The sequence below is a fragment of the Roseibium marinum genome, from assembly GCF_002906165.1.
In the GTDB taxonomy this organism is placed as follows: Bacteria; Pseudomonadota; Alphaproteobacteria; order Rhizobiales; family Stappiaceae; genus Roseibium; species Roseibium marinum.
Genome location: NZ_PPCN01000017.1, coordinates 16588 through 43352, shown reverse-complemented (window position 1 = coordinate 43352; position 26765 = coordinate 16588). Strand labels below are relative to the sequence as shown.

The window sequence follows — 26765 nt, the reverse complement described above, 5'->3', positions numbered from 1 at the left end:
CGCTTTATTTTCTGCAAAAAACTGGGGAACCGAGAGGTTCCGAAAGTGGCCCAGGAGCCGAGTTGGGGTGTGCAAGCTGGAATTTATCACGGAGGAGGGCTGCTGACGAACTGCGGCACCTCCATGCGGTAGTTGGCTGCGGCCTCCACAAACCGGAACTCACCAATTGCAGGTTATCCGAAGTCAAACGAGAATTCAGTCAAGGCGTAGGGTATGGTCCAACAGTCTCAATGCCTTTTTCTTGCGCCTGTCCATCAGCCGTGCTAGCGGGCGGTTACTCTTTCAAGACCTTCCGGAGCCCCCAGATGACCCGCCCGCTCGCCATCGCCCCGTCCATCCTTGCCTCGGACTTTTCAAAGCTTGGCCAGGAGGTCCGAGATGTGGTGGAGGCCGGTGCGGACTGGATCCATCTGGACGTCATGGACGGGCATTTCGTCCCCAACATCACCTTCGGCCCGGATGTGATCGCAAAGCTGCGCCCTCATACCGACCGGATCTTCGACACCCATTTGATGATCGCGCCCTGCGATCCCTATCTGGAAGCCTTCGCCAGGGCCGGGTCCGACATCATCACGGTGCATGCCGAGGCCGGGCCGCATCTGGACCGCTCGCTGCAGGCCATCCGCAATCTGGGCAAGAAGGCCGGCGTCTCCCTGAACCCGTCGACACCGGAGAGCGTCATCGAATACGTACTCGACCGGCTGGACCTGATCCTGGTGATGACCGTCAATCCGGGTTTCGGCGGCCAGAAATTCATCGGCTCGATGGTGGAAAAAACCCGCCGCATCAAGGCGATGATCGGCGACCGGCCGATCGACCTGCAGATCGACGGCGGTGTCACCCCGGACACCGCCCCGCTGGTCAGCGCCGCCGGCGCCAATGTGCTGGTCGCCGGATCGGCCGTCTTCAAGGGCGGAACCATCGAGAGCTACAAAACCAACATTTCGGCGATCCGGAAGGCTGCGGAAGCGGCAATTTCCTGAGGTCACGGTCAGGCCTTCAGATCACTGACAGGCGCTTACCGGTATCCGGCATAACCCACCTATCCCAGATGACATTCCTTCGGCTAGGGTAGTCGCGACAGGGATCGGGGGATTCGTCTTGGCGCATATGCAACGTAATATCGGACTGCTGGGCCTCACTTTCATAGCCATCAGCGGCATACTGGGATCGGGCTGGCTGTTCGCGCCTCTGCTCGCGGCGCAGGCCGCCGGCCCTTCCGCCCTGATCGCCTGGGTGATCGGCGGCTTTGCCATGCTGCTGCTCGCGGCAACCTTCGCCGAAATCGCCGCCATATTGCCGGTTGCCGGCGGCATCGGCCGGGTGCCGCATTTCTCGCACGGTTCGGTGGTGTCGATGGCCATGGGCTGGACCGCCTGGATCGGCTACAACACCACCGCCGCCATCGAGGTGGAGGCGGTGCTGCGCTATTCGAAAAGCCTGGCGCCCTGGCTTTACGGCGAAAGCGGCCATCTGACCACGTCAGGGCTTGGCGTTGCCTGCGTGCTTCTGGCGGTTTTCACGGTATTCAATGCCTTCGGCGTGAAATTCTTCGCCCGCATCAACACGGCGCTCACCTGGATAAAGATCCTGGTGCCGGCGCTGCTGGCCGCCGTCATCCTGACCTCGGAATTCCGCTATACCAATTTCAGCGACTATGGCGGTTTCGCGCCCGAGGGGCTGAAGGGCATCCTGTCCGCCATATCCACCGGCGGTGTGATCTTCGCGCTGATCGGCTTCCGCCATATCATCGACATGGCCGGAGAAGCCCGCAATCCCAAGGTCAACGTGCCCCTGGCGCTGGTTATCAGCCTCGTGGTCTGCCTGGTGATTTACGGCGCCCTGCAGCTCGCCTTTCTCGGAGCGCTTGACCATAACGAACTCAAGGGCGGCTGGCCGGAGTTGCATTTCTCCGGTGAACTCGGGCCCATGGCAGCCCTTGCGACCGCCGTCGGGGCGCTCTGGATCGTCAGCATTCTCGATACCAGCGCCCGCATCTCCAGCTTCGCCGCCGGCCTTGTCTCCGTCGGCTCCAATGCCCGGCTCGGTCTCGCCATGGCCCAGAACGGGCTGTTCCCGAAATTCATAGAAACCCTGTCGGCCCGGGGCGTGCCACTGTTCGCGCTGATCGTGAATTTCGTTGTCGCGGCCCTGTTTTTCGTGCTGTTGCCCTTCAAGGAAGTTATCGCCCTCAACACCTCCTCGATCGTCATGTCCTTCATTGTCGGCCCGGTCGCGGTGCTGGCCTTCCGGCGGCTTATGCCGGATGCGCCGCGGGCGTTCGTCCTGCCGGCAGCACCCGTCACCGGTTGCCTTGCCTTCATCGTCGCCACCTTGATCATTTACTGGAGCGGCTGGGACACGATGCTGCATCTGGGCATTTGTCTTGCGGTCGGCTTCGCGCTGATGCTTTACCGCAACTGGCAGGGCGGCTTCGACAGTCTCGACTGGCGTGAGGCGACCTGGCTCGTTCCCTTTCTCGCCGGGGTCGTGCTTCTGTCCTGGCTCGGGTCGTTCGGCGGCGGTTCCGGCATCATACCTGTCGGACCTGATATTCTGGTCGTCGGCCTGCTTGCCGCCTGCGTCTACGTGTTCGCCGTCCGCCTCTGCCTGAAGAAGGAAAAATTCGACCGTTACATGGCCGAGGAAAAGATGGACGAGCAGATGGAATACGGCTCGAACGGCAACGGCTCGGCTTAGAGCCGTTTCTCATTAAAAGCCGGCCACCGCCCCGGGACTTCTAACCGTCAGGTCAGGGCGGTGAGGCAAAGCCGTCATGCGGTGGCCGGCCGAAATGAGCCGGGCGCCTACGGCGAGGCAATCACGGCAACTGGGTCAGACTGTCCAGGGTCAGGACACCCTCCAGTTCGAAGAATTTCGCCAGAACACCCTTGTCGTAAAGATCGTCGCCCTCTTCCCACTCCGGGTCGTACTGGCAGCCGACATGGACATGGTTGGGATTGTCCCTGTCGATATCCGGATCGTAGCTGAGAGACCAGACCGGCCTTGTGTCACACTCTCCGAGACTGGAGATGGCGGCGCTGAGCCCGGCGGCCCCTGAGGGGGAGGCCATGAATCTCTCGAAATCGACATCCGCCGCAAGGACAGGCGCCGTATTAAAGATAATCATTAACATTGCCGCACAAGCAATTGATCTACCAGTCATTATAACTCCAATTGAAGAACGTGAAACGCAGTCGCGGCGGTCAAATCTGCATGCCGGAATTCAAAAAAGAATGAACCCGGTCCGGCCCGGTGCGATCAGCTGAGAATGCGTCCGGGATTGCGGGCGGTCTCCCGCCTTGCAAGCCGCTCCGTCAATCCGGCGGGATAAAGTTCGAGCCCCCTGGCGGCGAGTTCGTCCAGCGAGATCCATTTCGCCGTACCGTCCGTTTCGTCGCTTTCCTTGAAAGCGAAACTCTCTTTTTTATAAAAGCTGGAATCCATGAAATGGGCGTGGCAGAAAAACACGACTTCATGTCCCGTCACACCGTGATGCTCATAGATGTTTTCCATCACGAAATGGCTGTCGAGCAAGGAGATCCGGGCGCCGAGTTCTTCCAGAAACTCCCGCTGCAGGGCATCTCGCCAGGGCTCTGCGAATTCGACCGTTCCACCCAGCGGGCGCATCCCGGTCACTCTGCCGCTATCGTCGTGAATATCGGTCAGAAGCAGGGCATCGTCCTGCCAGATCAGGGCGAGCGCTTTCACTGTTATGATGTTCGCAGGGCGCCAGAGTTTCATCGCGCTCTCCCCAGGATGGACTCGGTTGCAGGACTTGCCGTAAAATTCACCTTGCAGCACCGCCCCGCAAGCAAAAACCGCTCCGTCCGCATTGAAGGGGCCGTCCCCCTCTGCTATTGCGCTGCCAGAAAACAAAACACGATAAGGTCCTTTCTCAGATGATCCCGCGCTACTCCCGCCCTGAAATGGTCTCCATCTGGTCGCCGGAAACGAAATTCCGCATCTGGTTCGAGATCGAGGCCCATGCCTGCGACGCGCTGGCGGAACTCGGGGTGATCCCTGCGGAAGCTGCGAAGACAATCTGGGAAAAAGGCGGCAACGCGACCTTCGACATCGATCGCATCGATGAAATCGAACGCGAGACCAAGCACGACGTCATCGCCTTTCTGACCCATCTGTCCGAAATCGTCGGCCCAGATGCGCGGTTCGTCCACCAGGGCATGACCTCGTCGGACGTTCTGGACACCTGTTTCAGCGTGCAGCTGGCCAAGGCGACCGACCTCCTGCTCGCCGACATGGACGCGCTGCTTGCGGCGATCAAGCGCCGGGCCATGGAGCACAAGGACACCGTCTGCATCGGCCGCTCGCACGGCATCCACGCCGAACCGGTCACCTTCGGCCTGAAGATGGCCGAGGCCTATGCGGAATTCGACCGCTGCAAGAAGCGGCTGCTCGCGGCGCGCGAGGAAATCGCCACCTGCGCCATTTCCGGCGCGGTCGGCACCTTCGCCAATATCGACCCGGCCGTCGAGGAACACGTCGCCAGGGCCATGGGCCTTCAGGCCGAGCCGGTTTCCACCCAGGTGATCCCGCGTGACCGCCATGCCATGTATTTCGCCACGCTCGGCGTCATCGCCTCGTCCGTCGAGCGCGTGGCCACCGAAATCCGCCACCTGCAGCGCACGGAAGTACTGGAAGCGGAGGAATTCTTCTCCAAGGGCCAGAAGGGCTCCTCCGCCATGCCGCACAAGCGCAATCCGGTGCTGACCGAAAACCTGACCGGCCTGGCGCGCATCGTACGCGGCTTCTCCATCCCGGCCATGGAAAACGTCGCGCTCTGGCACGAGCGCGATATTTCGCACTCTTCCGTGGAGCGCATGATCGGCCCGGACGCGACCGTAACCCTCGACTTCGCTCTGGCCCGCCTCACCGGCGTCATAGACAAGCTCATGGTCTATCCCGAACGGATGACCGGCAACATGGACCGCCTCGGCGGCCTCGTGCACTCCCAACGCATCCTGCTGGCCCTCACCCAGGCAGGTTCGTCGCGCGAGGACGCCTACCGGCTGGTCCAGCGCAACGCCATGAAGGTCTGGGACAGCTACCAGGTCGCCGGCACCGCGTCCGTCGACTTCCTGACCGAACTCCTGGCCGATGCGGATGTGCGCAACTATCTTTCCGAGGAAGAAATCCGCGACCGCTTCGACCTCGGCTATCACACCAAGAATGTCGATGTGATTTTCAAGCGGGTGTTCGGGGAGGCCTGAGACTCGGTTCGCCCGTAATCGCGTTCGCCGACCATGGTTCAGCAACGTCTAGAGGGACTTCGGGTCGTCCCATGGCTTGACCATGGGACCCATGCCGTTTCATATCCATGATCGCCAGGGGCTGAGCCAGAGCTCGATGCGAAGCAACGGCATGGATTGCCGGATGAAGTCCCGCAATGACGCAGCGCGGGCTCATGGAGACATCAATGCCATTTGATCTCAGCGGTGGGTTTTCATGAAAATAGCGGTCATTTCCGACATTCACGGCAACGTCCTCGCCCTTGAGGCGGTGCTCACCGACCTCAAGCTGGAAGCGCCGGATCTCGTCGTCAATCTGGGCGACTGCGTTTCAGGCCCGCTGTGGCCGGAGGAAACCGCCGCGATCCTCAGGCAAACCAACTGGCCGACAGTGCGCGGCAACCACGACCGCTTCCTGCTGGACGATCCGTTCGACACGATGGGCCCCACCGACGCCTTTGCCGCGGAACGTCTTTCGCAGCAGAGCATGGACTGGCTGCGAACCACGCAGCCGACCATCAGGCTCGACGAAGACATATTCCTCTGTCACGGAACGCCTGAAAACGATGACCGCTATCTGACGGAAAAGGTCGAGGGGCCGAAAGGCCATCTGCCCGACGAGGATACCCTTGCGCGGGAACTGAACGGCGAGACCTCACCCGTGATCTGCTGCGGCCATACGCATATTCCGCGGCTCATTCGGCTTCAGGAAACGGGTCAGATACTGCTGAACCCGGGCAGCGTCGGCCTGCCGTCCTATCAGGACGACCACCCGCAGCGGCACGTCATGGAGGCCGGCAGCCCGCACGCCCGTTACGCGCTGATGACAAACAACAACGGTGCCTGGAACTTTCAGCAGAAAATCCTCTCCTATGACTGGGATGCCGCCAGCCGCGCGGCTCAGGAAAACGGCCGCCCCGGCTGGGCGCGGGCGCTGAAACACGGCTTCTACGGGCCGCTCTCCTGAACCCTGCTGAAAATCATAATCGACTATGTCGCGGAACCCCGGCGCCCCGGCCACGTTTGCCTGCCATCATGGAGATGGAGACAAACATGCGATTGAAAGCATTCATCCTGAGCGGTCTTGCCGCCACCGGTCTTCTGGCTGGAGCCGCGCTTCCCGCCGGCGCGGATCCGCTGCCGCTCATGAGGCCCGGAATTACGGTTGATGCCGGCGGTGCGCCGGTCGTGCGTATCGATAACCGCTCCAAACACAAAAACCGCGGCTTTTACGGCCAGAACGGACGTTTTTACTACAACGGCCACCGCGGCTACCGGAAGCCCCGCCAGGGATACCGGCAGTTCAACGGCTGGTGGTTTCCATCCGCGGCCTTTGCCTTCGGGTTCGGCGCCGGTCCGGGGTACGCACCGCCGCCGCGCTACGCTCCCCCGCCGCGTTATGCAGCTCCTCCGCGTTACGCGGCCCCGCGCCATGCACGCGGCTACAGCCCGGCCCACTACCAATGGTGCGACCAGCGTTACCGGTCCTACCGCCCGTCGGACAATTCCTTCCAGCCCTACAACGGTCCGCGCCGTGCCTGCGTTTCGCCATACGGCCGGTAGGGTACGGCCCCTCACCTGCTACGATTAAAAAACGGCTGAAAAAACCTCAGGATCGTCATCCCGGATCTCCGCTACGCCGCATCCGGGAACACGACCTGAGGTTTTTTCTACTTGAACCCGCGTTCCATCGGCTTTTGGGCTGCCAGAGCACTTGCGTTTGACAACAACGCCGGTCATCTGCGAGAGAGCAACAAGGACAAGATTTGCTCGCGACAGGTAGGGCCCCGTGAAAATTTCCGAGACCGACATTCTGCTCATTCCCGGCTATGGAAAAACGCTGCCTGGCCACTGGCTGCTGCGCTGGCGCGACAAGATGCCGACCGCGCGCGTTGTCAAGCAGGCGGAACTGCACACGCCGGGCAAAAAGCAATGGCTGGAGACGCTTGTCGCGGAAGTGGAAGCTTGCGAAAGGCCCGTCGTACTCGTGGCGCATTCACTCGGCTGCATACTGGTCGCGCACGCCGCCCATGCGCTGAAGGAGAGGATCGCGGGCGCTTATCTGGTCGCACCTTCTGACTGGGACCGGGAGGGACTGGTGAAGGAGTTCGACGGCGGCGATTTCCGCCCCGTGCCCCTCAATCCCCTGCCCTTCCAGTCTCATCTCGTCGCCAGCCGCAACGATCCCTACTGCGACCATGAGCGGGCGCGGGAATTTGCCCTTGCCTGGGGCGCCACGTTCCAGGACGCCGGTCAAGCCGGGCACATCAATCTGGAAAGCGGCCATGGCCCCTGGCCGGAAGGCATGATGTCCTTCGCCCATTTCATGAAGCGGCTGGGCTGACCTAGGTAGAGGTGATCTCGTCCACTTCGCGCCGGGCGTTGGCGATGGCATCGCCGACAAACGAGCGGTCGATGCCGTGGCTGATCAGGCAGAAACCCTGCTGAATGGCTTCCTTCACCTTGTCGGCGTTCATGCAGAAAATACCGGCGAGCTTGCCGGCCTTTACCGCCTTTTCCGCGATCGCGGCGCAGACTTTCGCGTTCGCCTCGCCGTTCGGGTCGAGCCGCGCACCGTTCGACAGCGAGATCGACAGATCGCTCGGCCCGACAAACACTCCGTCAAGCTCGGGAACCGACAGGATATCGTCCAGCGCGTCAATCGCTTCCTGGGTTTCGATCATCGCCAGGGAAAGCGTCTGGGAATTGGCCCCCTTGCGGTACTCTTCCATCGTCTGGCCGCTGAGCATCGCCGCCCGGAAAGGCGACCAGCTTCTGTCTCCGTCCGGGGGATATTTGACGGCTCTCGCGAAGGACACGGCATCTTCCCGGGAATTGATCATCGGCGCGATCAGGCATTCCGCCCCCATGTCGGCCAGACGGCCGGCCAGCGCGTTATCGCCGATCGGAATACGAACGATGCGGTGCGCTCCGCCGAGGGCGGTCGCCGCCAGCGCTTCGCAGGCGGAGGCGAAATCGTACATGCCGTGCTGAAGGTCTACCGTCACCGCCTCATAACCGCCACGCGCCATCATTTCGGCGATCATCGGCACACACAGCACGGACCAGCCGGTGATGACCGGTTTTCCGGATCGTAATTTGTCGGCAAGAAAGGATTGTTCGCTCACGGGCAGCCTCCTCGGTCAGGTCAGTCATCAAACTGGCGAAAGACCCGGGCTGCAAGTCTTATTGCTGCGAACCGGTACGCGCAGGCGAAAGATCAACCTGCATTGCCAGGAAACCTGAATAAACAGTGGCTAAAACGAAAACGCCTGCCGCGGGCGGCAGACGTTATGCATTTCCGTCGTCGGCTGCGCGTTGCGCTCAGCCCTGGTTCTGAACCTGTGCGATGGCCGTATGCATCAGTTCGTCCATGTTGCGGCGAATCTGATGATCGGACTGCTCGACGTTACCTGCATCGAAATCCGCACGGATCTTGCGGAACACGTCTTCGTCGCCCGGCTCCTCGAAATCGGCCCGCACGACTTCCTTGGCGTAATCTTGCGCCTTGTCGCCTTCATAACCCAGAAGTTCCGCCGCCCACAGCCCCAGCAACTTGTTGCGCCGTGCTGTCGCCTTGAACCGCAGCTCCTCGTCATGCGCGAATTTGTTCTCGAACCCTTGTTCGCGCTTGTCGAATGTGCTCATAACTCATCGTCTCCTGAACCGCGCTGATGCACTTCCCCCCATATGGGGCCGATTTGGTCTCTTGCATATCCCCGCACGCGCCGCAAATCAACGCAGATCCTGCTCCCTTGCGTCAAAAGCATAACCTCATCCGTAAAATGGCGGAAAACATAAGATTGTACTTTGCTCCCGCTTCGGGTAAGTTCCGCGCCGCAAAATAGGGATTGCCGCCTGAAGGCGCCCGCCGGTTTGACAAGGACGTCCCGGCAGAAAACAGACCAGGTGAGCAAGGACCCTTCCCAAGGATTCTCTTTTAAAAGATAACGGTATAGCCAATGAACCGCCGCCGCCGCATTTATGAAGGTAAGGGCAAGATTCTCTATGAAGGTCCGGAACCGGGAACGCTGGTCCAGCACTTCAAGGATGACGCCACGGCCTTCAACAACAAGAAACACGAGATTGTTGACGGCAAGGGCGTGCTCAACAACCGTATTTCCGAATTCATTTTCAACCAGCTGAATGCCATCGGCATCCCGACCCACTTCATCCGCCGCATGAACATGCGCGAACAGCTGATCCGGGAAGTCGAGATCATTCCGCTGGAAGTGGTCGTGCGCAATGTCGCCGCCGGATCCATCTCCAAGCGGCTTGGCCTGGAAGAAGGCACGCAGCTGCCGCGCTCCATCATCGAGTTCTATTATAAGAACGACGAGCTCGACGATCCGATGGTGGCCGAAGAGCACATCACCGCCTTTGGCTGGGCCACTCCGCAGGAGCTGGACGACATCATGGCGCTGGCCATCCGCGTCAACGATTTCCTCTCCGGCCTGTTCCTGGGTGTCGGTATCCGGCTTGTCGATTTCAAGATCGAATGCGGCCGCCTCTTCGAGGGCGACATGATGCGCATCGTCGTGGCGGACGAGATCTCCCCCGACAGTTGCCGTCTGTGGGATATCGAGACCAACGACAAGATGGACAAGGACCGCTTCCGCCGCGACATGGGCGGCATGCTGGAAGCCTATCAGGAGGTCGCCAAGCGCCTCGGCATCATGAATGTCAACGAGCGGCCGGCCGGGCCCGGTCCGACACTGGTGCAGTAACAATATGCCCCCCCGCCAAGCGAAAGTTTGGCGGGGGTTTTTCCTTTCGCGCGCCTTCTTCCCTTTCAGAACCGTCCAAGCTGGTGTAAGAGCCAGCAAAAGCCCTGCGGGACGTTGATGGAGACAAGACCTCATGAAAGCACGTGTGATCGTCACCTTGAAAAACGGTGTACTCGATCCTCAGGGAAAGGCCATTGAGGGCGCGCTTGGCGGCCTCGGCTTCGCCGAAGTCAGCTCCGTGCGGCAGGGCAAGGTGTTCGACGTCGAACTGGCTGGCACCGACAAGGCCGCCGCAAGAACCAAGCTCGAACGGATGTGCGAGAAGCTGCTTGCCAATACCGTGATCGAGAACTACGCCATCGAGATCGCCTGAACGAATCGCCATGGATGAAGACACGCGCAGGGCCGTAATCTTCATGGCCGCCAAGGCGGCGGTCTTCATCCTTGTGCCCGCGCTCGCGGCCTTGATCGCCGTTGTCGTGCTGCTTTGACTACTTAGGGGAGTGCCCAATGAAAACCGCCGTCATCGTTTTCCCCGGCTCCAACCGCGACCGCGACATGTTCCATGCGCTGGAACACATCACCGGCACGCGCCCGCTCAGTGTCTGGCACACGGAAAGCACCGTACCCGACGTCGATCTGGTGATCGTTCCGGGAGGTTTTTCCTACGGCGACTATCTGCGCGCCGGAGCGATAGCCGCCCGCTCGCCGATCCTGAAGGATCTGGTCGCCAAGGCCGGGAGCGGCGTTGCCGTTCTGGGCGTGTGCAACGGCTTCCAGATCCTGACCGAAGCCGGTCTCCTGCCGGGCGCCCTGATGCGCAACGCCGGACTGACCTTTGTCTGCCGGGAAATCAGGATGGAGACGGTGAACAACGCCACCCGGTTTTCCTCGAAGTTCCGGAAGGGCCAGGTCTGGCGCTGCCCGGTCGCCCATCACGACGGCAACTATTTCGCCGATGCCGAGACGTTGAAGCGCATCGAGGACAACGACCAGGTGATTTTCCGCTATACGGATGGCAGCAACCCGAACGGCTCGATCAACGACATTGCCGGCATCACCAATGCAAAGGGCAACGTCCTTGGCATGATGCCACATCCGGAAAACCTGATCGAGCCCCTCAACGGCGGCGTCGAGGGTCGACTGCTTTTCGAAAGCCTGCTCGACGAAGCGGCCTGACACCGACAAAACCTACGGGAAACGGCCATGACCGAGCTGAAACTCGATAAGGACACCCGGACCCGCCTCGCCTCGCAGATCCAGCGCTTCCTGGACGAGGAACTGGACGTGGAAATCGGCAACATGGATGCCGACCGGCTGATCGACTTTCTCTCAACCTCTCTCGGTGCCCGCTTCTACAATCTCGGCCTCAACGACGCCCAGGCGCTTTTTGCCCGCAAGGCGGACGACATCAACGACGAAATCTACGCCCTGGAACAGCCGGTCGGCGATCGGGGATAGGGATGCCGGAGAACTCCGGAGCCGCGCGGCGCGCCGTGCTTCAGGCCGCCTGGTTCCGCCTTTGTTTGGGCGGATAGCCGAAGCGGCGCGAAAAGGCCCGCGAAAACGCCGCCGGACTTGTGAATCCACATATCGAGGCGACGGATTTGACCTGTAGCCCGGCTTCCAGTTCGGATCTTGCAATGTCCAGCCGCCAAGTGGAGAGATACCCCATGGGTGTGGTTCCGACGCGTTCCTTGAAGGTGACGGCGAATTGCGTGCGGGACATCCCGGCCGTCTCCGCCAGCTTCTCAAGTGTCCAGATGTCGCCCGGCGCCTCGTGTATCGCGACCAGCGCGGCGGCGATGCGCGGATGCGCCAGGCCGCTCAGCAGACCGGTATCCGCCTTGCCCGCTTCCATTGCATGGCGCAGCAGCCGGATGACCACCACCTCGCACAGCCGCTGGAACGCCGCCTGCCCGCCGCATCTTGGCAGGGCAACCTCCTCGATCAGCGGCATGACCACCGCGGTCAGATAGGGATCCTCGGCCAGCGGCACGGAAATACAGTCCGGCAGGGCACTGACGAGTTGCCCGCCGACACCGGAAATCGTGATACGCGCGGCAACCAGAGGCAATTCGTCCGCCGTTGCCTCCATGTCCCGATGATCCCCGGTCACACCGTTCTTCAACGGGCTGTAGACCAGCCGGAGCGCCCGCTCTTCATTCGCGTAAACTCTGAAATTGGCGGCGTCTTCTTCCGGACTTCCGCTCGGCGTATTTGAAACGTGAACCCTGAGCCGGTCGATGAGAGACGACAGCCGGTCCAGCTTGCCGTTAAAGGATGTCCGATAAGGGACCAGCATTTCCGTACTCCAGATCATCTTTTTAGAATGTTCATGCTGCATTCGTTCACTATCTTAAGGCTATCCGCAGGGAAATGTGAAGCCTTGCTCTTGAGCAGAATGAGGAAACAGATGCTTGTTCCACGCCAACCGGTTCCCGGCCTGACGCTAGAAACCCTTTCGGGCACTCCGTTCGACCTGTCCAAAGATGCCGCAGAATTCGCAACGCTCGTCGTGTTTTATCGCGGCCTGCATTGCCCAATCTGCGCCACCTACCTGAAGGAATTGGGCCGCCTGACCCCGGATTTCGCCGAGAAAGGCGTCAAGACCGTCGCGATCTCCTCCGATGATAAAGACCGTGCCCAACTGATGGCGGACAAGGTCGGTTATTCCGATCTGCGCTTCGGATACGGATTGCCGCTCTCGGTGGCAAGAAGCTGGGGTCTCTTCATCTCCACGAGCCGCGGCACCACCTCCATCGGCATTGAGGAACCCGCCCTCTTTTCCGAACCCGGCGTTTTCCTGGTTAAAGCGGATGGCACCCTGTATTTCTCCGCCGTCCAGACCATGCCGTTCGTACGTCCGCATTTCCAGGAAATGGTCGGCGCGCTTGATTTCGTTCAGAAAAACGACTACCCCGCCCGCGGTGAATATACCGGAGCGGTCTAACCCTCTTCATTGACGATGACTTGGTGAATTCAAGGGAAATGCCGGGCACGAACTGCAGCGTGTCCGGCATTTTTACTGTTTCTCCGGGCTTTCGGGCTGTCCCGGATCCGAAGTCCCTGACATCTCGGTTTCGCGCACTTTCTACCGGAACCTTCGCCAGGTTTCGCCACGGGTATCCCAGAATGGCCTTTCAGCTTCCTGGCGTGCGGTTTCGGCGGTCAGGCCGAGATCCTCGAGCGCCGCGTCCGAAAGCTCCAGCAACTGGCTTCGCGTCCGCGCGGTCCGTCTCCAGCCCGCCACCTTCCTCAACAGGAATGCGATCAGCGACCGGAAGGCCGGCACACGCGATATCCGCCGCCCTCCTATTGTCTCTATTGAACTCATCTCACCACCTCATTACGGTTACAATAACTACAATCATCAACATTGTAGCGCTGCAATCTTATGAATTGACTCCTTTTGAGACGCAATATAGAAAATTGTCACCATGACAAATTGGCACCCAGAGATCCCCGAAGGCCAAGGCCCGCTTTACATCCGTCTGGCGGACCGGATTGCCGACGACATTGCCACCGGTGCGCTCGCCACGGGCGCCAAACTCCCGCCGCAGCGCGACCTCGCCTTTGACCTGGGCGTCACCGTCGGCACCATCGGCCGGGCCTATGCCGTGATCCGTCGGCAGGGTCTTGTTAGCGGTGAAGTCGGACGCGGCACGTTCGTTCTTGGCAGCGCGGAGGCCGCTCAGCTCCAGGAATTCGGCAAACCCGATCTCGGCATGGACGTCCAACCGGCCGCCAACGGCCAACGTTCGGCGGCCGAGCCCCCCTCCTGGGTCCGCGAGGCCACGGCCGTTCCGAAGGATGCCGCCTTTGCCGGCACGCGGATCTCCGTGCCCGCCCCCGGCGCAATCCGTTTCGACAGCACCTCGGCACCCGAAATCGGCCAGGCGGAGATCATCGGCCGCCTGACTTCCGACATCACCCGTGACCACCCGCACGAAATCGCCAGTTACACCCGCGACGTGCCGGAAAGCTGGCGCAGGGCGGGCCGGAAATGGCTGGCGCGCGGCGGCTGGGAACCGGCCGAAGGCAGTATCGTGCCGGCAACCGGCGCACAGGCGGCGATCATGGCGATCATGGCGGCAACCACCGCCCCCGGCGATCAGATCGCCTTCGAGGAACTCACCTACAGTTCGATCTCCCGCGGCGGTGCCCTGATGGGCCGGCGGCCCGTTGAAGTCGCCCGGGACGACGAGGGTCCGCTTCCCGAAGACCTCGCCCGCGTCTGCGCGCAAAAGCACCCCAAGGTGCTGTTCGTGATGCCGACCATGCACAATCCGACACTGGGCCTGATGGGCGAGGCGCGGCGCCGGGACATCGTGGCAATCGCCCGGCAGAACAATCTCTGGATCATCGAGGACGAGGTCTACGGTTCTCTCCGGCAAACATCCCTGCCGCCGCTGGCCGCGCTGGCGCCGGAGCGCACCTTCCATGTCGGTTCCCTGTCCAAATCGGTGACCGCCGGTGTGCGCGGCGGCTGGGTCTCCAGTCCCCTGTCCCACGCGCAGCGGATCTATACGGCGCACAAGATGCTGACCGGCGGCATATCCTTCCTTCTGTCCGAACTTTCCGCCCGCCTGATCCTGTCCGGCGCGGCCGATACCTTCCGCGAAAGGATTCTGGTGGAGATCGCCGCCCGCCATGCCCTCGTCAGGCAACATCTTGGCAGCTACGAGCTTGAAGCGGCTCCCGATGCCCCGTTCCTGTGGCTGAAGGTTCCCGAACCCTGGCTTTCGGGCACGTTCAAGGCCGCCGCGGCGAGCGCGAATGTGCTGATCGACGACGAGGACGAGTTCAAGACCGGCCGCTCGGGCAAGGTCTACCACCGGGTCAGGATCGGTGTCACAAACCCGCTTACCCGCGAGGAGACGGCCGAGGGCCTTCGGATCGTCCGCAATATCATGGAAGACAGCGGCGCCTGTTACGACAGTTTCGAATAGGGAGGTTGCTTCCTTCCCGCCGGAAAAAATCTTCCCGTGGAACCGGACCGCCGGAATGTGATTAGCCTCTCCACTTCCGCGATTTGATCTGCTAAACCGGCGCCAGACAGGCCCAGGCGCCCGCGCCGCAGAACCCCGGACCGACATGATCCCGAACGATATCAAGATCACGCCCGACCTCATTGCTTCCCACGGCCTCAAGCCGGATGAATATGAGCGCATTCTGGAACTGATAGGCCGGGAGCCGACCTTCACCGAGCTCGGCATCTTTTCGGCCATGTGGAACGAGCACTGTTCCTACAAATCGTCGAAGAAATGGCTGAAGACCCTGCCGACAGAAGGCCCCAGGGTGCTGCAGGGTCCGGGCGAGAACGCCGGTGTCGTCGATATCGGCGACGGCCAGGCGGTGGTCTTCAAGATGGAGAGCCACAACCACCCTTCCTATATCGAGCCCTATCAGGGCGCCGCGACTGGCGTCGGCGGCATTTTGCGCGACGTCTTCACCATGGGCGCGCGGCCGGTCGCTGCCATGAATGCGCTGCGCTTCGGCGCGCCGGATCATCCACGCACCAGGCACCTGGTCTCCGGCGTCGTTGCCGGCGTCGGCGGCTATGGCAATTCCTTCGGCGTGCCGACGGTCGGCGGCGAAGTCGAGTTCCATCCCCGCTACAACGGCAACTGCCTGGTCAACGCCTTTGCCGCTGGCCTCGCACAGTCGGATGCCATCTTCCTGGCCAAGGCGGAAGGCGTCGGTCTGCCGGTCGTCTATCTGGGCGCAAAGACCGGCCGCGACGGGGTCGGCGGTGCGACAATGGCCTCCGCCGAATTCGACGACACCATCGAGGAAAAGCGCCCCACCGTTCAGGTCGGTGACCCGTTCACCGAAAAATGCCTGCTGGAAGCCTGTCTTGAACTGATGCAGACAGGCGCGGTCATCGCCATTCAGGACATGGGCGCCGCCGGCCTCACCTGTTCGGCGGTCGAAATGGGCGCCAGCGGCGGTCTCGGCATCGAGCTCGATCTCGACAAGGTTCCGGTGCGCGAGGAGCGCATGAGCGCCTATGAGATGATGCTGTCGGAAAGCCAGGAGCGCATGCTCATGGTCCTGCGGCCCGAAAAGGAACAGCAAGCCGAGGCCATCTTCAAGAAATGGGGCCTCGATTTCGCGATTGTCGGCGTCACCACCGACACGCTGCGCTTCGTGGTTCGCCACCAGGGCGACGTCGTCGCCGACCTGCCGATCAGGGAACTCGGCGACGAAGCGCCCGAATATGACCGCCCCTGGATCGAACCGAAGAAACTGCCGGAGCTCATTGCCGCAGAGGTTCCCGAGCCGCAAGACTATTCCGAAGCCCTGAAAACCCTGATCGGCAGCGCCAACGGCTCCTCCCGCCGCTGGGTCTACGAGCAGTATGACACGCTGATCCAGGGCAACACGGCGGCATCGCCGGGCGGCGACGCGGGCGTCATCCGCGTGGAAGGCACGCGCAAGGGCCTCGCCTTTGCCGTCGACGTGACGCCGCGCTATTGCGAGGCCGACCCCTTCGAGGGTGGCAAGCAGGCCGTGGCCGAAGTCTGGCGCAACCTGACCGCCGTCGGCTCCGAACCGCTGGCCGCCACCGACAACCTCAATTTCGGCAACCCGGAAAAGCCGGACATCATGGGACAGCTGGTCTTTTGCATCAAAGGCATCGGCGAAGCCTGCCGCGAACTCGACTTCCCCATCGTCTCCGGCAACGTGTCGCTTTATAACGAGACCCATGGCGAAGGCATCCTGCCGACCCCGGCGATCGGCGGTGTCGGTCTGCTGCCGGACGTCGGTGTGCGGGCGAACGCGGCCTTCTCACAGGAAGGCGACACGATCCTCGTCATCGGCGGCTATGGCACCCATCTCGGCGCTTCGCAATATCTGGCGGAAATCCTCGGCCGCGAGGAAGGCGCCCCTCCCCCGGTCGATCTTGCCGCGGAAAAACGCCGCGGTACGCTGGTGCGCCAGCTGATCGGCGCCGCCCGCCTCACCGGTGTTCACGACATCTCCTCCGGCGGCCTCGGCGTCGCCCTGGCGGAAATGGCGATGGCAGGTGGCATGGGAGCCACGGTCAAGGTGGAAGGCCCGGCACACGCGGCCCTCTTCGGCGAGGACCAGGGCCGCTACGTTCTCACCGTCGCGCCGGACAAGCTGGAAGCCGTGCTGGAGGACATTCTGGATGCCGGTATCGACGTCCGGCAGATCGGCACGACGGGCGGCGCGGATTTGACTGTTGAGGGCATCCTCACCATATCCGTTGCAAACATGCGCAAAGCACATGAAGATTGGTTCCCGAACTACATGGCGACGGCCTGAATGGCTTGGCCTTTCGGGAACTTCATAAAAAGGACGGACGCACGATGCCGATGAACGCGAATGAGATCGAAACCCTGATCAAGACGGCCCTGCCCGATGCTCAGGTTGAGATCCGTGATCTGGCTGGAGACGGCGACCACTACGCGGCCAATGTTGTCTCGGAGACTTTCCGGGGCAAGAGCCGCGTCCAGCAGCACCAGCTGGTCTATGAAGCCCTGAAAGGCAATATGGGCGGCGCCTTGCACGCTCTCGCCCTTCAGACAAAAGCCCCTGACTGACCCGGACGGGGACCGAACATGGTCTGGCTTGCGCCTATCGCGATACTTCTGGTCTTTCTGATCATGGAATTTCGGATATGGCGAGCCGCTTCCAAACTGCTATATAGCGCCGGATGCAAGCTTGTTGCGGCGGCGAAACACAAGGACACACGCTCATGAGCATTCAGGACTGGATCAAGAACGAAGTCGACAGCAACGATGTTGTGCTCTTCATGAAAGGCACGCCGAACTTTCCGCAATGCGGATTTTCCGGCCAGGTCGTACAGATCCTCGACTATGTCGGCAGCCCGTACAAAGGCATCAACGTGCTGGAGGATGACGATCTGCGCACGGGCATCAAGGAATTCTCCAACTGGCCGACCATTCCGCAACTCTATGTGAAGGGCGAATTCGTCGGCGGCTGCGACATCATCCGCGAAATGTTCCAGAACAAGGAACTCCAGGGCCTGTTCACCGAAAAGGGTGTCGAGACCAAGCAGTCCGCCTGAGCGGACTCATACTGCTGACAAAGGTTTGTTCCCAACGTAGTCATCCCGGCCAAGCGAAGCGCGAGCCGGGACCGGAGAGCCGCAAGTCGTTGCGTATAAGAAACCTTTTTCACCGACAGACCTCGGCTCCCCGATCCCGGATCTTCGCCATGCTGCGTCCGGGATGAGGAACGGGAGTCTGTAAACGGCCGGTGCCCGCCTGAGCGGATTCTATTTCTCAGCTTTCGGAGCTAAGGGACCGTTTCTCCGTCTCTTTTGCTTATTCTCTTGCCGCCCGATCGGACAAAACCGCATCACAATTTACTGAGCGGTTCCCCCCGGGGCGTCATTCCGGAAGGGTGTCCGGGCGTTTCCACACTCAACGCCGGTCACCCCGGCCCCCGAGCCGGGGTCCAATCGTTTCCAGGGCATTCGAATGGGTCCTGAGTGGAAGGCATTTTGCCGCCCAACTCATTTCAGTCCTGCCTTTATCCAACGTTGTCCCGAATCGAATCCGGCAGAATTCGGGCATGCACTCGGCAAATTCTGCCGAATCGTCTAGACTGAACGTAAGGTGAATGCGGATTTCAGGATGAGTACAGGTGCGTTCCGCCATTCTTCGACCATATCGCAAGGCCCTGTAAACGAACGGGCCGGGGAATGGGACCGGGGACGATGAACAAGAAAACGATTGCAGCCACCTCCACCTTCGCTCTGGTCCTCGCCGGGATCGGATTTGCCGTGTCCGGAAGCTTTGACGCCGACCGCGAACTGCGGCGCGTCGATTGCCGCACCATCACCATGTTCACACCGGCCCATAACAAACCCGCCGAGGACCTCTGCGCCAACTACGGCGGCGTGGCCCTCAAGGACGCCATCCCGAGCAAGGAAGCTCTGGTGATCCTGGTCCGCAACCAGCCGATGGGCGGCTTCGACGGCAACAAGGCGCTTCGCTGACGCCTTGAAGTGGACCTCGGCGAGATCACCTCACCCGGTAATCGCCTTCAACTCCAGGAAATCCGCCAGGCCGAATTGGGCGTATTCGCTGCCGTTGCCGGGTTGCTTGTAGCCGCCGAAGGGCACATCCCGGGCGGGCCAAGGCCGCGGACTGCAGCAGCCTCACTCCGCCGCGAACAGCTTCGCCGTCATGGCGAGGCTCGCCCCGCAGGGATCTTCAGCTTCGCCGCCGTCCGGTACATCTTCCCCGTCCGCGGGACGCAGATTGACGAAATCGTAAAGCGACCGATCGAGCAGATGGGAAGGTCGCGAGTTGCCCAGCGCGCGGGCCATGATGCCGAGCCGCCCCGGTGTCTCCTTTTCCCAGGTCTGTAGCAAACGCTTGACTTCGTCTCGCTGCAACCCGTCCTGCGAGCCGCACAGATTGCAGGGAATGATCGGGAAACGCATGCCCGTGGCGAACCTGGCGATGTCGCTTTCGGCCGAGTAGGCGAGCGGGCGCAGCACCAGGAGATCGCCCTCGTCATTGATCAGCTTCGGCGGCATGGAAGCCAGACGCCCGCCATGGAAGAGATTCATGAAGAAGGTTTCCAGAATATCTTCGCGGTGATGGCCGAGCACGATGGCTTCGCAGCCCTGTTCCCGCGCCACCCGGTACAGGATCCCCCGCCGCAGGCGCGAGCACAGCGAGCAATAGGTCCGGTGCGCCGGGATCTTTTCGGTGACGATGGAATAGGTATCCTGGCGCACAATGATATGCCTGATGCCGTTCTCCTCGAAGAACTGCGGCAGAATATGCGTCGGAAAGCCCGGCTGCGCCTGATCGAGATTGCAGGCGATCAGCTCCACCGGCAGCAGCCCGCGCCATTGCAGCTCGATCAGCACCGCCAGCAGTGTGTAGCTGTCCTTGCCGCCGGACAGGCAGACAAGCCATTTCGGCCTGTTTTCATCCGAAGCGCCCTCCGCCAGCATGCCGAAATCGCCGATTGCTTCCCGCGCCTGCCTGAGCAGCCGCTTGCGCAGCTTCTTGAACTCCACGCTGGACGGCGCGTTTCTCAGAAGCGCGGGGACTTCGCTCTCCAGACTGTCGGCGGCAATATCGTTCATGTACCGGGCCTTGGGGCTTTCGGGGACAAACATTCGGATTGCGCTGACATAACGGATCGCCACCGCAAGGCCAAGGGAAAAGCCGGTGCTTTCAAGTGCACGCCTTGCCTCTCCGGGTCAGCGGACTTCGCCCGTTTGAGCAGGATGGGCATCGCATCGCGGTCTCCGCGCATTCCGGACGGTCAGCGGCAAGCTGCAAAAAATGCGCCCTGAAGTTGCACCCGCTTGTTTCCCGTCCCGGAAAATTGCGATATCATCCGGTCACCTGGAGGGCACCAGACACATTTTTTCAGCTCGAAAGGATTATTGTTTTGACCATTACACTCGACATCCAGCAGCCCCAGCCGTTCGATCTTGTCGGCTCGAAAATTCTGATTTCAGGAAACGCGGCGGCATTCGAAGGCACCTTGAGCATCCGCGTATCGGAGGGGCATGACGAATATGCTTCCTTTGCCAACGTGGGCGCTCTCGGGCTCAGGCAATTTCAGGGTTCGATAGACATTCCGGACACCAACAGTTTCCAGCTCAACCGGCTGTTCCTGACGCTTGCCGACGACACCGGCAATGAAAACGGTCCTTCCGTTGTCATCCCGGTCCTCTTCGGCCCGAAAATTCTACCCGGTTACGGTGGCTGGCAACCCTATACGGTGAAGCCGGGCGACACACTCACGAAGATCGCGCAGCAGCAATACGGCAATTCCGACTTTCAGCCGATCTTTCAGGCCAACCAGCACATACTGAACGACCCGAATGTGATTTTCCCAGGTCAGGTCCTCCGGATCCCGAGGAACGATATCTGAAACAGGTGCCTTTGATTGGTGAACAGGCAATACGGAAGAACCATCCAGGCAAAAAAGGCCCGCCGGATTGGCGGGCCTCAGACTGCTGACAAACCCAGTTTCATCAGTCCGGACAAGTGAGACACAAGTCGAGCGCCGATCCGGAATCCAGACATATTGCGCGCCGAAGGCGCATATTACTTGTGATCAGGCGGCAAGGCGGCCGGCGATGTCCGCGACGTAACGGCCCTGGTCATGTGCCAGTTGCAACTCGGTTGCCGATGGCACCCGGGAACCGTCCGCACCCGCGATCGTCGCTGCGCCATAGGGACTGCCGCCCCGTGTCTCGTCGGTCTTCGACAACCCGGCTGACGAATAGGGAAGCCCGACAACAACCATTCCATGATGGAGCAAGGTTGAATGGAAGGAAGTGATGGTTGTCTCCTGGCCTCCCCCCGTGCCGGTCGAGGTGAACACGGAACCGACTTTACCGATGAGCTTGCCCTGCGCCCACAACCCTCCGGTCTGGTCCAGGAAGTTGCGCATCTGGCTTGCCATGTTGCCGAAGCGCGTGGGCGTCCCGAAAATGATCGCGTCATACTGGTCCAGTTCGCCAGGCGTCGCCAGCGGCGCGTCCTGGTCGAGTTTGACCCCCGCATTTCTGGCTACATCATCCGGCATGAGCTCGGGAACGCGTTTTACCGACACGTCGGCCCCCGCGTCGCGAGCACCCGCGGCCACGCTGGTCGCCATGGTTTCAACGTGACCATATGTTGAATAGTAGAGTATCAAGACTTTCGTCATGGTTCGCTCCTTTGTTGGGAAGGGAGATGGTCAGGCAGCTTCTTCGCAGCCGTGGCTCAGCCGCCTGAACTCCACCGGCCTTCTTCAGATCGGGTTTTCAGGGCGTCAGCCGATATAGCTGGGAGGAATTCCTGCGCCGGGTTCAAAAAAGTATCGATCTTCCGATCGGTCAGGATCACGCACGGCATCCGTTCCTGGCGGAAACCGTGCTTGTGTCGCGTGGTTTCTTCAGCTTTCGATGAAGGCAAGAAGGTCAGGGTTCAGAACATCGGCGTTTACGGTCAGCATTCCGTGGGAATATCCCTCGTAAACCTTGAGCGTTCCGTTTTTCAAAAGCTTCACAGACAGGTGTGCTGAATCGTCGATCGGCACGATCTGGTCATCGTCGCCATGCATGACAAGCGTGGGAACGCCGATGGCTTTCAGGTCTTCTGTCTGATCGGTTTCGGAAAAGGCCTTGATGCCATCGTAATGAGCCTTGGCGCTGCCCAACATGCCTTGCCGCCACCAGTTCTGTACGGCACCCGGGATCACTGCCGCACCTTCACGGTTGAATCCGTAGAACGGGCCCCCGGGCACATCCAGGAAGAATTGCGAACGGTTTGCTGCGAGACCGGCGCGAAGTCCGTCGAACACTTCAATCGCCAGGCCGCCCGGGTTGGATACCGTTTTCAGCATGAGGGGAGGAATCGCGGCAACAAGAACTGCCTTGGCAACGCGTCCCTGGGGTTCGCCGTACTTTGCGACATAGCGCGCGACTTCCCCGCCACCTGTCGAGTGGCCGATGTGGACAGCGTTCCGAAGATCGAGATGTTCGGCGACAGCCGAAGCATCGGCGGCGTAGTGATCCATGTCATGTCCTTCGGACACTTGGGCGGAGCGGCCGTGCCCGCGCCGGTCATGCGCGATGACCCGGTATCCCTTGTTAACGAAAAACAGCAATTGCGCGTCCCAGTCGTCTGAACTGAGCGGCCAGCCGTGATGGAACACGATCGGTTGCGCATCACGCGGTCCCCAATCCTTGTAGAAAATTTCAACGCCATCGGATGTAGTTACGGTTGCCATGGTCATGTCTCCTTGAGCATAGGCGGGTGATGTTGCCGGCAGGGTGAGAGCCGGCAGGAAAAGGGTTATGGTCAGCACCCCTCCGCCGATCAGCGCCTCACGGCGCGTCAAGGACAAAGGGGTCTCGGTGACGTGGGTCATCGCGCGGCTTCCTTTTCGTCAATTGAAGGTTTGGCTTGCGGATAGAGGTTCGGCGGCTGTCGGTCTGAATGCGCCGGCGGCGCGACTTCTGTCGGGATGCGCCGCCAAATCGCGTTCAGTTGCCTTCGTGGAGATGGAACATCTGGTAGGCATAGGCGATGGCGGGGCCGTACCCGCCGCCATCCTCCCTCATGACCGTCGTGATGTCCGCATAGGCCGCCTGGCGCGCCCGGTCGCGCCGCAACTCGAGCCCGTATCGCATCCAGGTAATCGGTGTGGCACCTGCCTGGGGGGCCATGCGCTGGATGGCCATCGTTTGGGCTTCTTCCCACACGCCGCCGGAAGTGTCGGTCACGACTTTGCCTTTCCCGTGACGATTGACCTCGTCGATGAAGCCCTTGTCTTCCCGGGCGGTCATGGTGGACCGATCAATTGGCACCTGTTCGGGAAAGACAATGGCGTTCTCCGGTAATATCGGTCCGGAGAAGGTTTCGGCCGCTACTGTCGTGAGCACGGTCGGCACCTGAAATGTTTTGCCGAACTTGGCCAGCGCGGCACCACCGTCTTCCATCTCAGCGCCATCGTGAGACCGGACCGCGAACGCCATTTGAGGCTGACGATCGGTCAGGATCAGAACGTGGTTGTCGGGCGTCAGCAGATCTGAACCAGGGTTCGGTTCCGCAACCTGTGCAAAGGCGGTAAAGGCGAATGTGACCGCCGCAATGACCGTGATCGTTGCCAGCAATGAAAGCCGGGGTGCCCGTTTCGTCGTGATTTTGAATTGCAGCAATGGATCTCTCCTTGAACTATCGGTTTCCGCTGTGGCCGCAGCGTGCGGCAGGCGAGGATGTCTGCAAGGGCATCTGCGTCCCTGCCCTCTCAGCATTGATCAAGCGCGGAAATCTGGCGAGTTAGGAGATGTTAGGCGGCGTTAGGCAGCGTTGGCCGAAAGGACGCCGGAGCGCTCACGGTGCCCGGGCCGCACATGAATATTCCCGGCAGCGTCATGTCAGCCGGGCTGAACTCTTTGAGTTTGTGTCAGGCCGAGCCTGTACGCAGCAGGGCGTGTGCGCTTTCCACGATCCCACCGGTCGCGCCGCGGGGAAACCGGCGTGTCAGTTCAGCCAGGTCACCGCGCCACCTCCGGCGTTCTTCGGCCTGTTCGGCGCGTACCGCGAGTTCGATCAGTGCCTGCATCTCCAGATGATGCGCAGACTGGTGGCGCGCGACTTTCACGGCACGTTCAAGCCAGGCAACGGGACTGGCTCCGGTCGACGTCTCGATCGCGGCAGCCGTTACGAAGTGGGCGGCCAGATCGTATTTGCCGCCAGACCGCTCGCTAAGATCTATGCCTGCCTGAAGCGCATCCCGCGCAGCATCATCATCCCCATTCGCCAGGTGGCCCTCCGCGAGGCTTCGCTGAAATGCCGAAACGAGGACATGGTGCGTATCGGACTGGCAGGCAAGAATTGCGGAGGTCAGATCGATGATCCCTTGCCTGTACTCGCCCCGTGCAACGCGCAATTGTCCAAGTAGCCCTCGGGCGACATTGCCATAGGGTGTCAGGGAAAAACGGTCTGTTGTCGCAAGGAGCCTGTCGATCCAGACATCCGCGGTATCATGATCGCCGGCCCAGATTGCCACCGTCGCGGTATAAATATGCGCAATGCAGATGGACACCGGCCGTTGACGCCGGTCGGCGCTTGCAATCGCCTCGACCGCCACCTTCCGAGCCTTCTGCGTATCGCCCATAAGCCAGGACGCCCTGGCAAGCGCTATCAGCGCACGAATCTTGTGATCGAAACCGAAGTAATCGACGTGCAGATCCGACGCGACGGGAACATGCCGGAACCCTTGTTCAAGAAATCGAACCGCCTTCTTCTGGTCTCCGGCCATATGCGAGCTCACCCCGTTCATCCAGTCGACCATTGCCAGCGCTTGTGGTTTGCCAGAGGCCGTCGCGATATCGGAATTCCGGTTCGTGAAGTTTGCCATCGCATTGAAATTCGCCACACGCGTCATCAGGATGTCCTGCCCGGCAAGCAGGTGTAGCTGATGTTCCAGAAGGCCGAGATCTTCCGCCACGGCCATGCCCCGATCCAGACTCTCCTGAACGAAGTGCTGGTTGCCGAGGCTAAACATCGATGCAACCGCCAGCCCTTCGAGAAGCAGCAACTCAAGTACGGTTCCCCGTTCTTCCTCGCTGATCTTTTCAAGCCCTCTCCGGGACCACAACTCACAGTCAGGAAGTTGCGACAACCCGTAAAAAACCGGTGCGGCCCGCGCTGCCAGCCTGACAAAGAGCACACGATGTTCCGGCTTTTTGTACGTCCAGTTCAATGCCGAGCGCAGGCCCGCGACGGATGACGAATAACCTGTCATATCCCGCCCGCCGAATATGGCGTCCTCCACCGCATCGTCTTTCAGCCTTGCGGTTTGATATTCCGCGTGTCGAAGGGCAACGGCATCATAATCCCTGTCGTCAGACAATTTGGCGGACACATAGGATTGCGTCGTTTCAAGCAGTTTGAATTGCACGGGAGAGGCCGTGGAGGCCGTAAACACCAGCGATTTTTCCACCAGTCCGGCAAGCTGGCTGCCAACTTCGAAAAGGCCGGTTTTGGCATCCTGGACCACGGCTTGCGCGGCTTTCATCGTGAATGGACCGTCAAAAATCGCCAGCCGGACCAGAATGCGCTTTCCCGTATCGCTGAGGAGACCGAAACTCCAGTCGATCATGGCTCCAAGCGTTTGATGCCGCGGCACGGCCGAACGCTGTCCGCTCCAGTGCAAATTGATGCGCTCATCGAGGAGATCGGCGATCCCCCGGATGCCATAGGTGCTGACCCGGCTGGCGACAAGCTCGATCGCCAGCGCGATACCGTCGAGTTGTCGGCAGACGTCGACTACGATTTTCGCGTCCCTGTCCGTCAGCGGTTCCCGGTGCCCGCCTGCCGCCGCTCGATCCATGAAGAGTTCAACGGCGGATGACGCCAGAGCCCGCTCTGCCGTGACGGGCTCCTCCTTTCCCGGAATTGCGAGCGGAGCGAGACGAAAAACATGCTCGCCAAGGGCTCGTAAGGGTTCCCGGGTCGTCGCCAACAAGTGGACTTGGGGAGCCGCCTCGACGATTCTTTCACACACGGAAACGACGGCCTCGGAGAGGTGCTCGCAATTGTCCAGGATCAAAAGCGCATGGGCGTCCGCGAGATGACCGGCAACAACCGAAAGTATATCTCCCCCTTGCGGTGGCAGCCCAAGGCCGGAGGAAATGATACCGGCAACTGATGAGCTATCCACGACCGGCGAAAGGTCAAAGAAGTGTACCCTCCCTTCAAACCTATCGGCCAGGCGGTGTGCGGTGGCAAGAGCAACGGTGGTCTTGCCCATGCCTCCCGTGGCGACAATGCTCACGAGTCGGCTTGTCTCAACGAGTTCGACCAGTTTGCGCGCATCGTCATCGCGGCCGATGAAGCAGCCAGGCATGGCGGGAAGACGCGATTGACGAATTCCCTTGCCACCGTTCCTTGCAGTCTTGTCGGCGGCTTCAGCATTTTCGCCGCTTTCATGCCAGTCGACCGGCGCAACGAGACAATATCCCCGGCCGACAACATTCTGGATGTACTGCTGATTGCCCTGACCATCGCCAAGTGCCTTGCGCAGCAATGACATCTGAAAACGCAGATTGGTCTCTTCGACGGTCAAACCCGGCCACCCCCGCTCCATGAGGGTATCCCGGGACAGCACCTGCCCGTGGTTTTCGACAAGAGCGATCAGAATTTCCATGCCGCGGCTGCCGACGGGTACGTGTGATCCGTGCCGCGTCAACAAACGTTGGGCAACGATGAGCTCAAAGGATCCAAACTTGGCCACGCGAGGCATCTGGTTGAATCCT

General features: G+C 60.9%; 29 protein-coding genes. 18 read left to right on the top strand and 11 right to left on the bottom strand.

The window, feature by feature from the left end:
• Nucleotides 1–305 precede the first annotated feature (305 nt).
• Entirely contained in the window at nucleotides 306–983 is a 678-nt protein-coding gene (gene rpe, locus CLV41_RS25290) for a ribulose-phosphate 3-epimerase (RefSeq protein WP_103225270.1), read from the top strand.
• A gap of 127 nt (nucleotides 984–1110) precedes the next feature.
• Nucleotides 1111–2700 carry an APC family permease gene (locus CLV41_RS25285; RefSeq protein ID WP_103225269.1) on the top strand — a complete coding sequence of 530 codons (1590 nt, stop codon included), beginning with the start codon at nucleotides 1111–1113 and terminating at the stop codon, nucleotides 2698–2700.
• 121 nt (nucleotides 2701–2821) lie between these two features.
• Here CLV41_RS25285 and CLV41_RS25280 read toward each other — a convergent pair whose 3' ends face one another.
• The gene (locus CLV41_RS25280; protein ID WP_103225268.1) at nucleotides 2822–3130 is read right to left on the bottom strand and encodes a hypothetical protein; all 309 of its coding nucleotides are present in this window, start codon (nucleotides 3128–3130) and stop codon (nucleotides 2822–2824) included.
• Nucleotides 3131–3261: 131 nt separating this feature from the next.
• A complete protein-coding gene (locus CLV41_RS25275) occupies nucleotides 3262–3744 on the bottom strand; it encodes an NUDIX hydrolase (protein WP_103225267.1) in 483 nt (160 codons plus the stop codon).
• 158 nt (nucleotides 3745–3902) lie between these two features.
• On the opposite strand from CLV41_RS25275, the gene purB reads away from it, so the two are divergent.
• From purB to CLV41_RS25255, 4 genes are all read left to right on the top strand, one after another.
• Complete coding sequence (gene purB / locus CLV41_RS25270; RefSeq protein ID WP_103225308.1) at nucleotides 3903–5231, top strand: adenylosuccinate lyase; 1329 nt, start codon at nucleotides 3903–3905, stop codon at nucleotides 5229–5231.
• A 235-nt stretch (nucleotides 5232–5466) separates the two neighbouring features.
• Nucleotides 5467–6216, top strand: a complete 750-nt coding sequence (locus CLV41_RS25265) for a metallophosphoesterase family protein (RefSeq protein ID WP_103225266.1) — start codon at nucleotides 5467–5469, stop codon at nucleotides 6214–6216.
• Nucleotides 6217–6302: 86 nt separating this feature from the next.
• Entirely contained in the window at nucleotides 6303–6812 is a 510-nt protein-coding gene (locus CLV41_RS25260; RefSeq protein ID WP_170107315.1) for a BA14K family protein, read from the top strand.
• Between the two features lie 226 nt (nucleotides 6813–7038).
• Nucleotides 7039–7593, top strand: a complete 555-nt coding sequence (locus tag CLV41_RS25255) for an RBBP9/YdeN family alpha/beta hydrolase (protein ID WP_103225264.1) — start codon at nucleotides 7039–7041, stop codon at nucleotides 7591–7593.
• A gap of 1 nt (nucleotide 7594) precedes the next feature.
• On the opposite strand, the gene CLV41_RS25250 is transcribed toward CLV41_RS25255, so the two are convergent.
• Together CLV41_RS25250 and CLV41_RS25245 are read right to left on the bottom strand one after the other, a co-directional pair.
• On the bottom strand, nucleotides 7595–8377 hold the full coding sequence (locus tag CLV41_RS25250; protein WP_103225263.1) for an HpcH/HpaI aldolase family protein: 783 nt from the start codon (nucleotides 8375–8377) through the stop codon (nucleotides 7595–7597).
• Nucleotides 8378–8573: 196 nt separating this feature from the next.
• Nucleotides 8574–8897, bottom strand: coding sequence for a DUF1476 domain-containing protein (locus CLV41_RS25245; protein WP_103225262.1), 324 nt, complete (start codon nucleotides 8895–8897; stop codon nucleotides 8574–8576).
• A gap of 314 nt (nucleotides 8898–9211) precedes the next feature.
• Here CLV41_RS25245 and purC point away from each other — a divergent pair, with 314 nt between their 5' ends.
• The 5 genes from purC (at nucleotide 9212) to CLV41_RS25220 (ending at nucleotide 11437) form a co-directional block, all read left to right on the top strand.
• A complete protein-coding gene (purC, locus tag CLV41_RS25240; protein WP_103225261.1) occupies nucleotides 9212–9976 on the top strand; it encodes a phosphoribosylaminoimidazolesuccinocarboxamide synthase in 765 nt (254 codons plus the stop codon).
• 133 nt (nucleotides 9977–10109) lie between these two features.
• The gene (gene purS / locus CLV41_RS25235) at nucleotides 10110–10349 is read left to right on the top strand and encodes a phosphoribosylformylglycinamidine synthase subunit PurS (protein ID WP_103225260.1); all 240 of its coding nucleotides are present in this window, start codon (nucleotides 10110–10112) and stop codon (nucleotides 10347–10349) included.
• Between the two features lie 10 nt (nucleotides 10350–10359).
• On the top strand, nucleotides 10360–10467 hold the full coding sequence (locus CLV41_RS28230; protein WP_103225259.1) for a phosphoribosylformylglycinamidine synthase-associated small membrane protein: 108 nt from the start codon (nucleotides 10360–10362) through the stop codon (nucleotides 10465–10467).
• Nucleotides 10468–10486: 19 nt separating this feature from the next.
• Nucleotides 10487–11155, top strand: a complete 669-nt coding sequence (purQ, locus tag CLV41_RS25225) for a phosphoribosylformylglycinamidine synthase subunit PurQ (RefSeq protein WP_103225258.1) — start codon at nucleotides 10487–10489, stop codon at nucleotides 11153–11155.
• Between the two features lie 27 nt (nucleotides 11156–11182).
• Complete coding sequence (locus CLV41_RS25220; RefSeq protein ID WP_103225257.1) at nucleotides 11183–11437, top strand: DUF2164 domain-containing protein; 255 nt, start codon at nucleotides 11183–11185, stop codon at nucleotides 11435–11437.
• Nucleotides 11438–11477: 40 nt separating this feature from the next.
• Here CLV41_RS25220 and CLV41_RS25215 read toward each other — a convergent pair whose 3' ends face one another.
• On the bottom strand, nucleotides 11478–12281 hold the full coding sequence (locus CLV41_RS25215; protein WP_103225307.1) for a helix-turn-helix domain-containing protein: 804 nt from the start codon (nucleotides 12279–12281) through the stop codon (nucleotides 11478–11480).
• Between the two features lie 111 nt (nucleotides 12282–12392).
• On the opposite strand from CLV41_RS25215, the gene CLV41_RS25210 reads away from it, so the two are divergent.
• Nucleotides 12393–12929: a peroxiredoxin-like family protein gene (locus CLV41_RS25210; protein WP_103225256.1), complete on the top strand. Its 537-nt coding sequence runs from the start codon at nucleotides 12393–12395 to the stop codon at nucleotides 12927–12929.
• 141 nt (nucleotides 12930–13070) lie between these two features.
• Here CLV41_RS25210 and CLV41_RS25205 read toward each other — a convergent pair whose 3' ends face one another.
• Nucleotides 13071–13313, bottom strand: a complete 243-nt coding sequence (locus CLV41_RS25205; protein ID WP_103225255.1) for a DUF1127 domain-containing protein — start codon at nucleotides 13311–13313, stop codon at nucleotides 13071–13073.
• 103 nt (nucleotides 13314–13416) lie between these two features.
• Here CLV41_RS25205 and CLV41_RS25200 point away from each other — a divergent pair, with 103 nt between their 5' ends.
• The 5 genes from CLV41_RS25200 to CLV41_RS25180 all read left to right on the top strand — a co-directional run bounded on the left by CLV41_RS25200 (nucleotide 13417) and on the right by CLV41_RS25180 (nucleotide 18974).
• The gene (locus CLV41_RS25200; protein WP_103225254.1) at nucleotides 13417–14928 is read left to right on the top strand and encodes an aminotransferase-like domain-containing protein; all 1512 of its coding nucleotides are present in this window, start codon (nucleotides 13417–13419) and stop codon (nucleotides 14926–14928) included.
• 145 nt (nucleotides 14929–15073) lie between these two features.
• Nucleotides 15074–17272, top strand: a complete 2199-nt coding sequence (gene purL, locus CLV41_RS25195) for a phosphoribosylformylglycinamidine synthase subunit PurL (RefSeq protein ID WP_103225253.1) — start codon at nucleotides 15074–15076, stop codon at nucleotides 17270–17272.
• Nucleotides 17273–17316: 44 nt separating this feature from the next.
• Nucleotides 17317–17550 carry a BolA family protein gene (locus tag CLV41_RS25190; RefSeq protein WP_103225306.1) on the top strand — a complete coding sequence of 78 codons (234 nt, stop codon included), beginning with the start codon at nucleotides 17317–17319 and terminating at the stop codon, nucleotides 17548–17550.
• A 155-nt stretch (nucleotides 17551–17705) separates the two neighbouring features.
• Entirely contained in the window at nucleotides 17706–18038 is a 333-nt protein-coding gene (grxD, locus tag CLV41_RS25185) for a Grx4 family monothiol glutaredoxin (protein WP_103225252.1), read from the top strand.
• A 654-nt stretch (nucleotides 18039–18692) separates the two neighbouring features.
• Nucleotides 18693–18974, top strand: a complete 282-nt coding sequence (locus CLV41_RS25180; RefSeq protein WP_103225305.1) for an antitermination protein — start codon at nucleotides 18693–18695, stop codon at nucleotides 18972–18974.
• A 162-nt stretch (nucleotides 18975–19136) separates the two neighbouring features.
• Here CLV41_RS25180 and ttcA read toward each other — a convergent pair whose 3' ends face one another.
• A complete protein-coding gene (gene ttcA / locus CLV41_RS25175; protein WP_103225304.1) occupies nucleotides 19137–20081 on the bottom strand; it encodes a tRNA 2-thiocytidine(32) synthetase TtcA in 945 nt (314 codons plus the stop codon).
• A 311-nt stretch (nucleotides 20082–20392) separates the two neighbouring features.
• Between ttcA and CLV41_RS25170 the strand changes: the two genes are divergently transcribed.
• Entirely contained in the window at nucleotides 20393–20881 is a 489-nt protein-coding gene (locus CLV41_RS25170) for a LysM peptidoglycan-binding domain-containing protein (RefSeq protein ID WP_103225303.1), read from the top strand.
• 186 nt (nucleotides 20882–21067) lie between these two features.
• Here the strand turns inward: CLV41_RS25170 and wrbA are convergent, their stop codons facing one another.
• The 4 genes from wrbA to CLV41_RS25150 all read right to left on the bottom strand — a co-directional run bounded on the left by wrbA (nucleotide 21068) and on the right by CLV41_RS25150 (nucleotide 26752).
• Nucleotides 21068–21664, bottom strand: a complete 597-nt coding sequence (gene wrbA, locus CLV41_RS25165) for an NAD(P)H:quinone oxidoreductase (RefSeq protein WP_103225251.1) — start codon at nucleotides 21662–21664, stop codon at nucleotides 21068–21070.
• A gap of 228 nt (nucleotides 21665–21892) precedes the next feature.
• A complete protein-coding gene (locus tag CLV41_RS25160; protein WP_408014293.1) occupies nucleotides 21893–22735 on the bottom strand; it encodes an alpha/beta fold hydrolase in 843 nt (280 codons plus the stop codon).
• Nucleotides 22736–22985: 250 nt separating this feature from the next.
• Nucleotides 22986–23660, bottom strand: coding sequence for a cysteine hydrolase family protein (locus CLV41_RS25155; protein WP_208987727.1), 675 nt, complete (start codon nucleotides 23658–23660; stop codon nucleotides 22986–22988).
• A gap of 248 nt (nucleotides 23661–23908) precedes the next feature.
• Nucleotides 23909–26752, bottom strand: a complete 2844-nt coding sequence (locus tag CLV41_RS25150) for an ATP-binding protein (protein ID WP_103225249.1) — start codon at nucleotides 26750–26752, stop codon at nucleotides 23909–23911.
• Nucleotides 26753–26765 lie beyond the last annotated feature (13 nt).

Coding starts and splice junctions, on each gene's coding strand:
- rpe (WP_103225270.1), top strand. CDS start 306: ATGACCCGCCCGCTCGCCATCGCCCCGTCCATCCTTGCCTCGGACTTT.
- CLV41_RS25285 (WP_103225269.1), top strand. CDS start 1,111: ATGCAACGTAATATCGGACTGCTGGGCCTCACTTTCATAGCCATCAGC.
- CLV41_RS25280 (WP_103225268.1), bottom strand. CDS start 3,130: ATGATTATCTTTAATACGGCGCCTGTCCTTGCGGCGGATGTCGATTTC.
- CLV41_RS25275 (WP_103225267.1), bottom strand. CDS start 3,744: ATGAAACTCTGGCGCCCTGCGAACATCATAACAGTGAAAGCGCTCGCC.
- purB (WP_103225308.1), top strand. CDS start 3,903: ATGATCCCGCGCTACTCCCGCCCTGAAATGGTCTCCATCTGGTCGCCG.
- CLV41_RS25265 (WP_103225266.1), top strand. CDS start 5,467: ATGAAAATAGCGGTCATTTCCGACATTCACGGCAACGTCCTCGCCCTT.
- CLV41_RS25260 (WP_170107315.1), top strand. CDS start 6,303: ATGCGATTGAAAGCATTCATCCTGAGCGGTCTTGCCGCCACCGGTCTT.
- CLV41_RS25245 (WP_103225262.1), bottom strand. CDS start 8,897: ATGAGCACATTCGACAAGCGCGAACAAGGGTTCGAGAACAAATTCGCG.
- purC (WP_103225261.1), top strand. CDS start 9,212: ATGAACCGCCGCCGCCGCATTTATGAAGGTAAGGGCAAGATTCTCTAT.
- purS (WP_103225260.1), top strand. CDS start 10,110: ATGAAAGCACGTGTGATCGTCACCTTGAAAAACGGTGTACTCGATCCT.
- CLV41_RS28230 (WP_103225259.1), top strand. CDS start 10,360: ATGGATGAAGACACGCGCAGGGCCGTAATCTTCATGGCCGCCAAGGCG.
- purQ (WP_103225258.1), top strand. CDS start 10,487: ATGAAAACCGCCGTCATCGTTTTCCCCGGCTCCAACCGCGACCGCGAC.
- CLV41_RS25220 (WP_103225257.1), top strand. CDS start 11,183: ATGACCGAGCTGAAACTCGATAAGGACACCCGGACCCGCCTCGCCTCG.
- CLV41_RS25215 (WP_103225307.1), bottom strand. CDS start 12,281: ATGCTGGTCCCTTATCGGACATCCTTTAACGGCAAGCTGGACCGGCTG.
- CLV41_RS25210 (WP_103225256.1), top strand. CDS start 12,393: ATGCTTGTTCCACGCCAACCGGTTCCCGGCCTGACGCTAGAAACCCTT.
- CLV41_RS25205 (WP_103225255.1), bottom strand. CDS start 13,313: ATGAGTTCAATAGAGACAATAGGAGGGCGGCGGATATCGCGTGTGCCG.
- CLV41_RS25200 (WP_103225254.1), top strand. CDS start 13,417: ATGACAAATTGGCACCCAGAGATCCCCGAAGGCCAAGGCCCGCTTTAC.
- purL (WP_103225253.1), top strand. CDS start 15,074: ATGATCCCGAACGATATCAAGATCACGCCCGACCTCATTGCTTCCCAC.
- CLV41_RS25190 (WP_103225306.1), top strand. CDS start 17,317: ATGCCGATGAACGCGAATGAGATCGAAACCCTGATCAAGACGGCCCTG.
- grxD (WP_103225252.1), top strand. CDS start 17,706: ATGAGCATTCAGGACTGGATCAAGAACGAAGTCGACAGCAACGATGTT.
- CLV41_RS25180 (WP_103225305.1), top strand. CDS start 18,693: ATGAACAAGAAAACGATTGCAGCCACCTCCACCTTCGCTCTGGTCCTC.
- ttcA (WP_103225304.1), bottom strand. CDS start 20,081: ATGAACGATATTGCCGCCGACAGTCTGGAGAGCGAAGTCCCCGCGCTT.
- wrbA (WP_103225251.1), bottom strand. CDS start 21,664: ATGACGAAAGTCTTGATACTCTACTATTCAACATATGGTCACGTTGAA.
- CLV41_RS25160 (WP_408014293.1), bottom strand. CDS start 22,735: ATGACCATGGCAACCGTAACTACATCCGATGGCGTTGAAATTTTCTAC.
- CLV41_RS25150 (WP_103225249.1), bottom strand. CDS start 26,752: ATGCCTCGCGTGGCCAAGTTTGGATCCTTTGAGCTCATCGTTGCCCAA.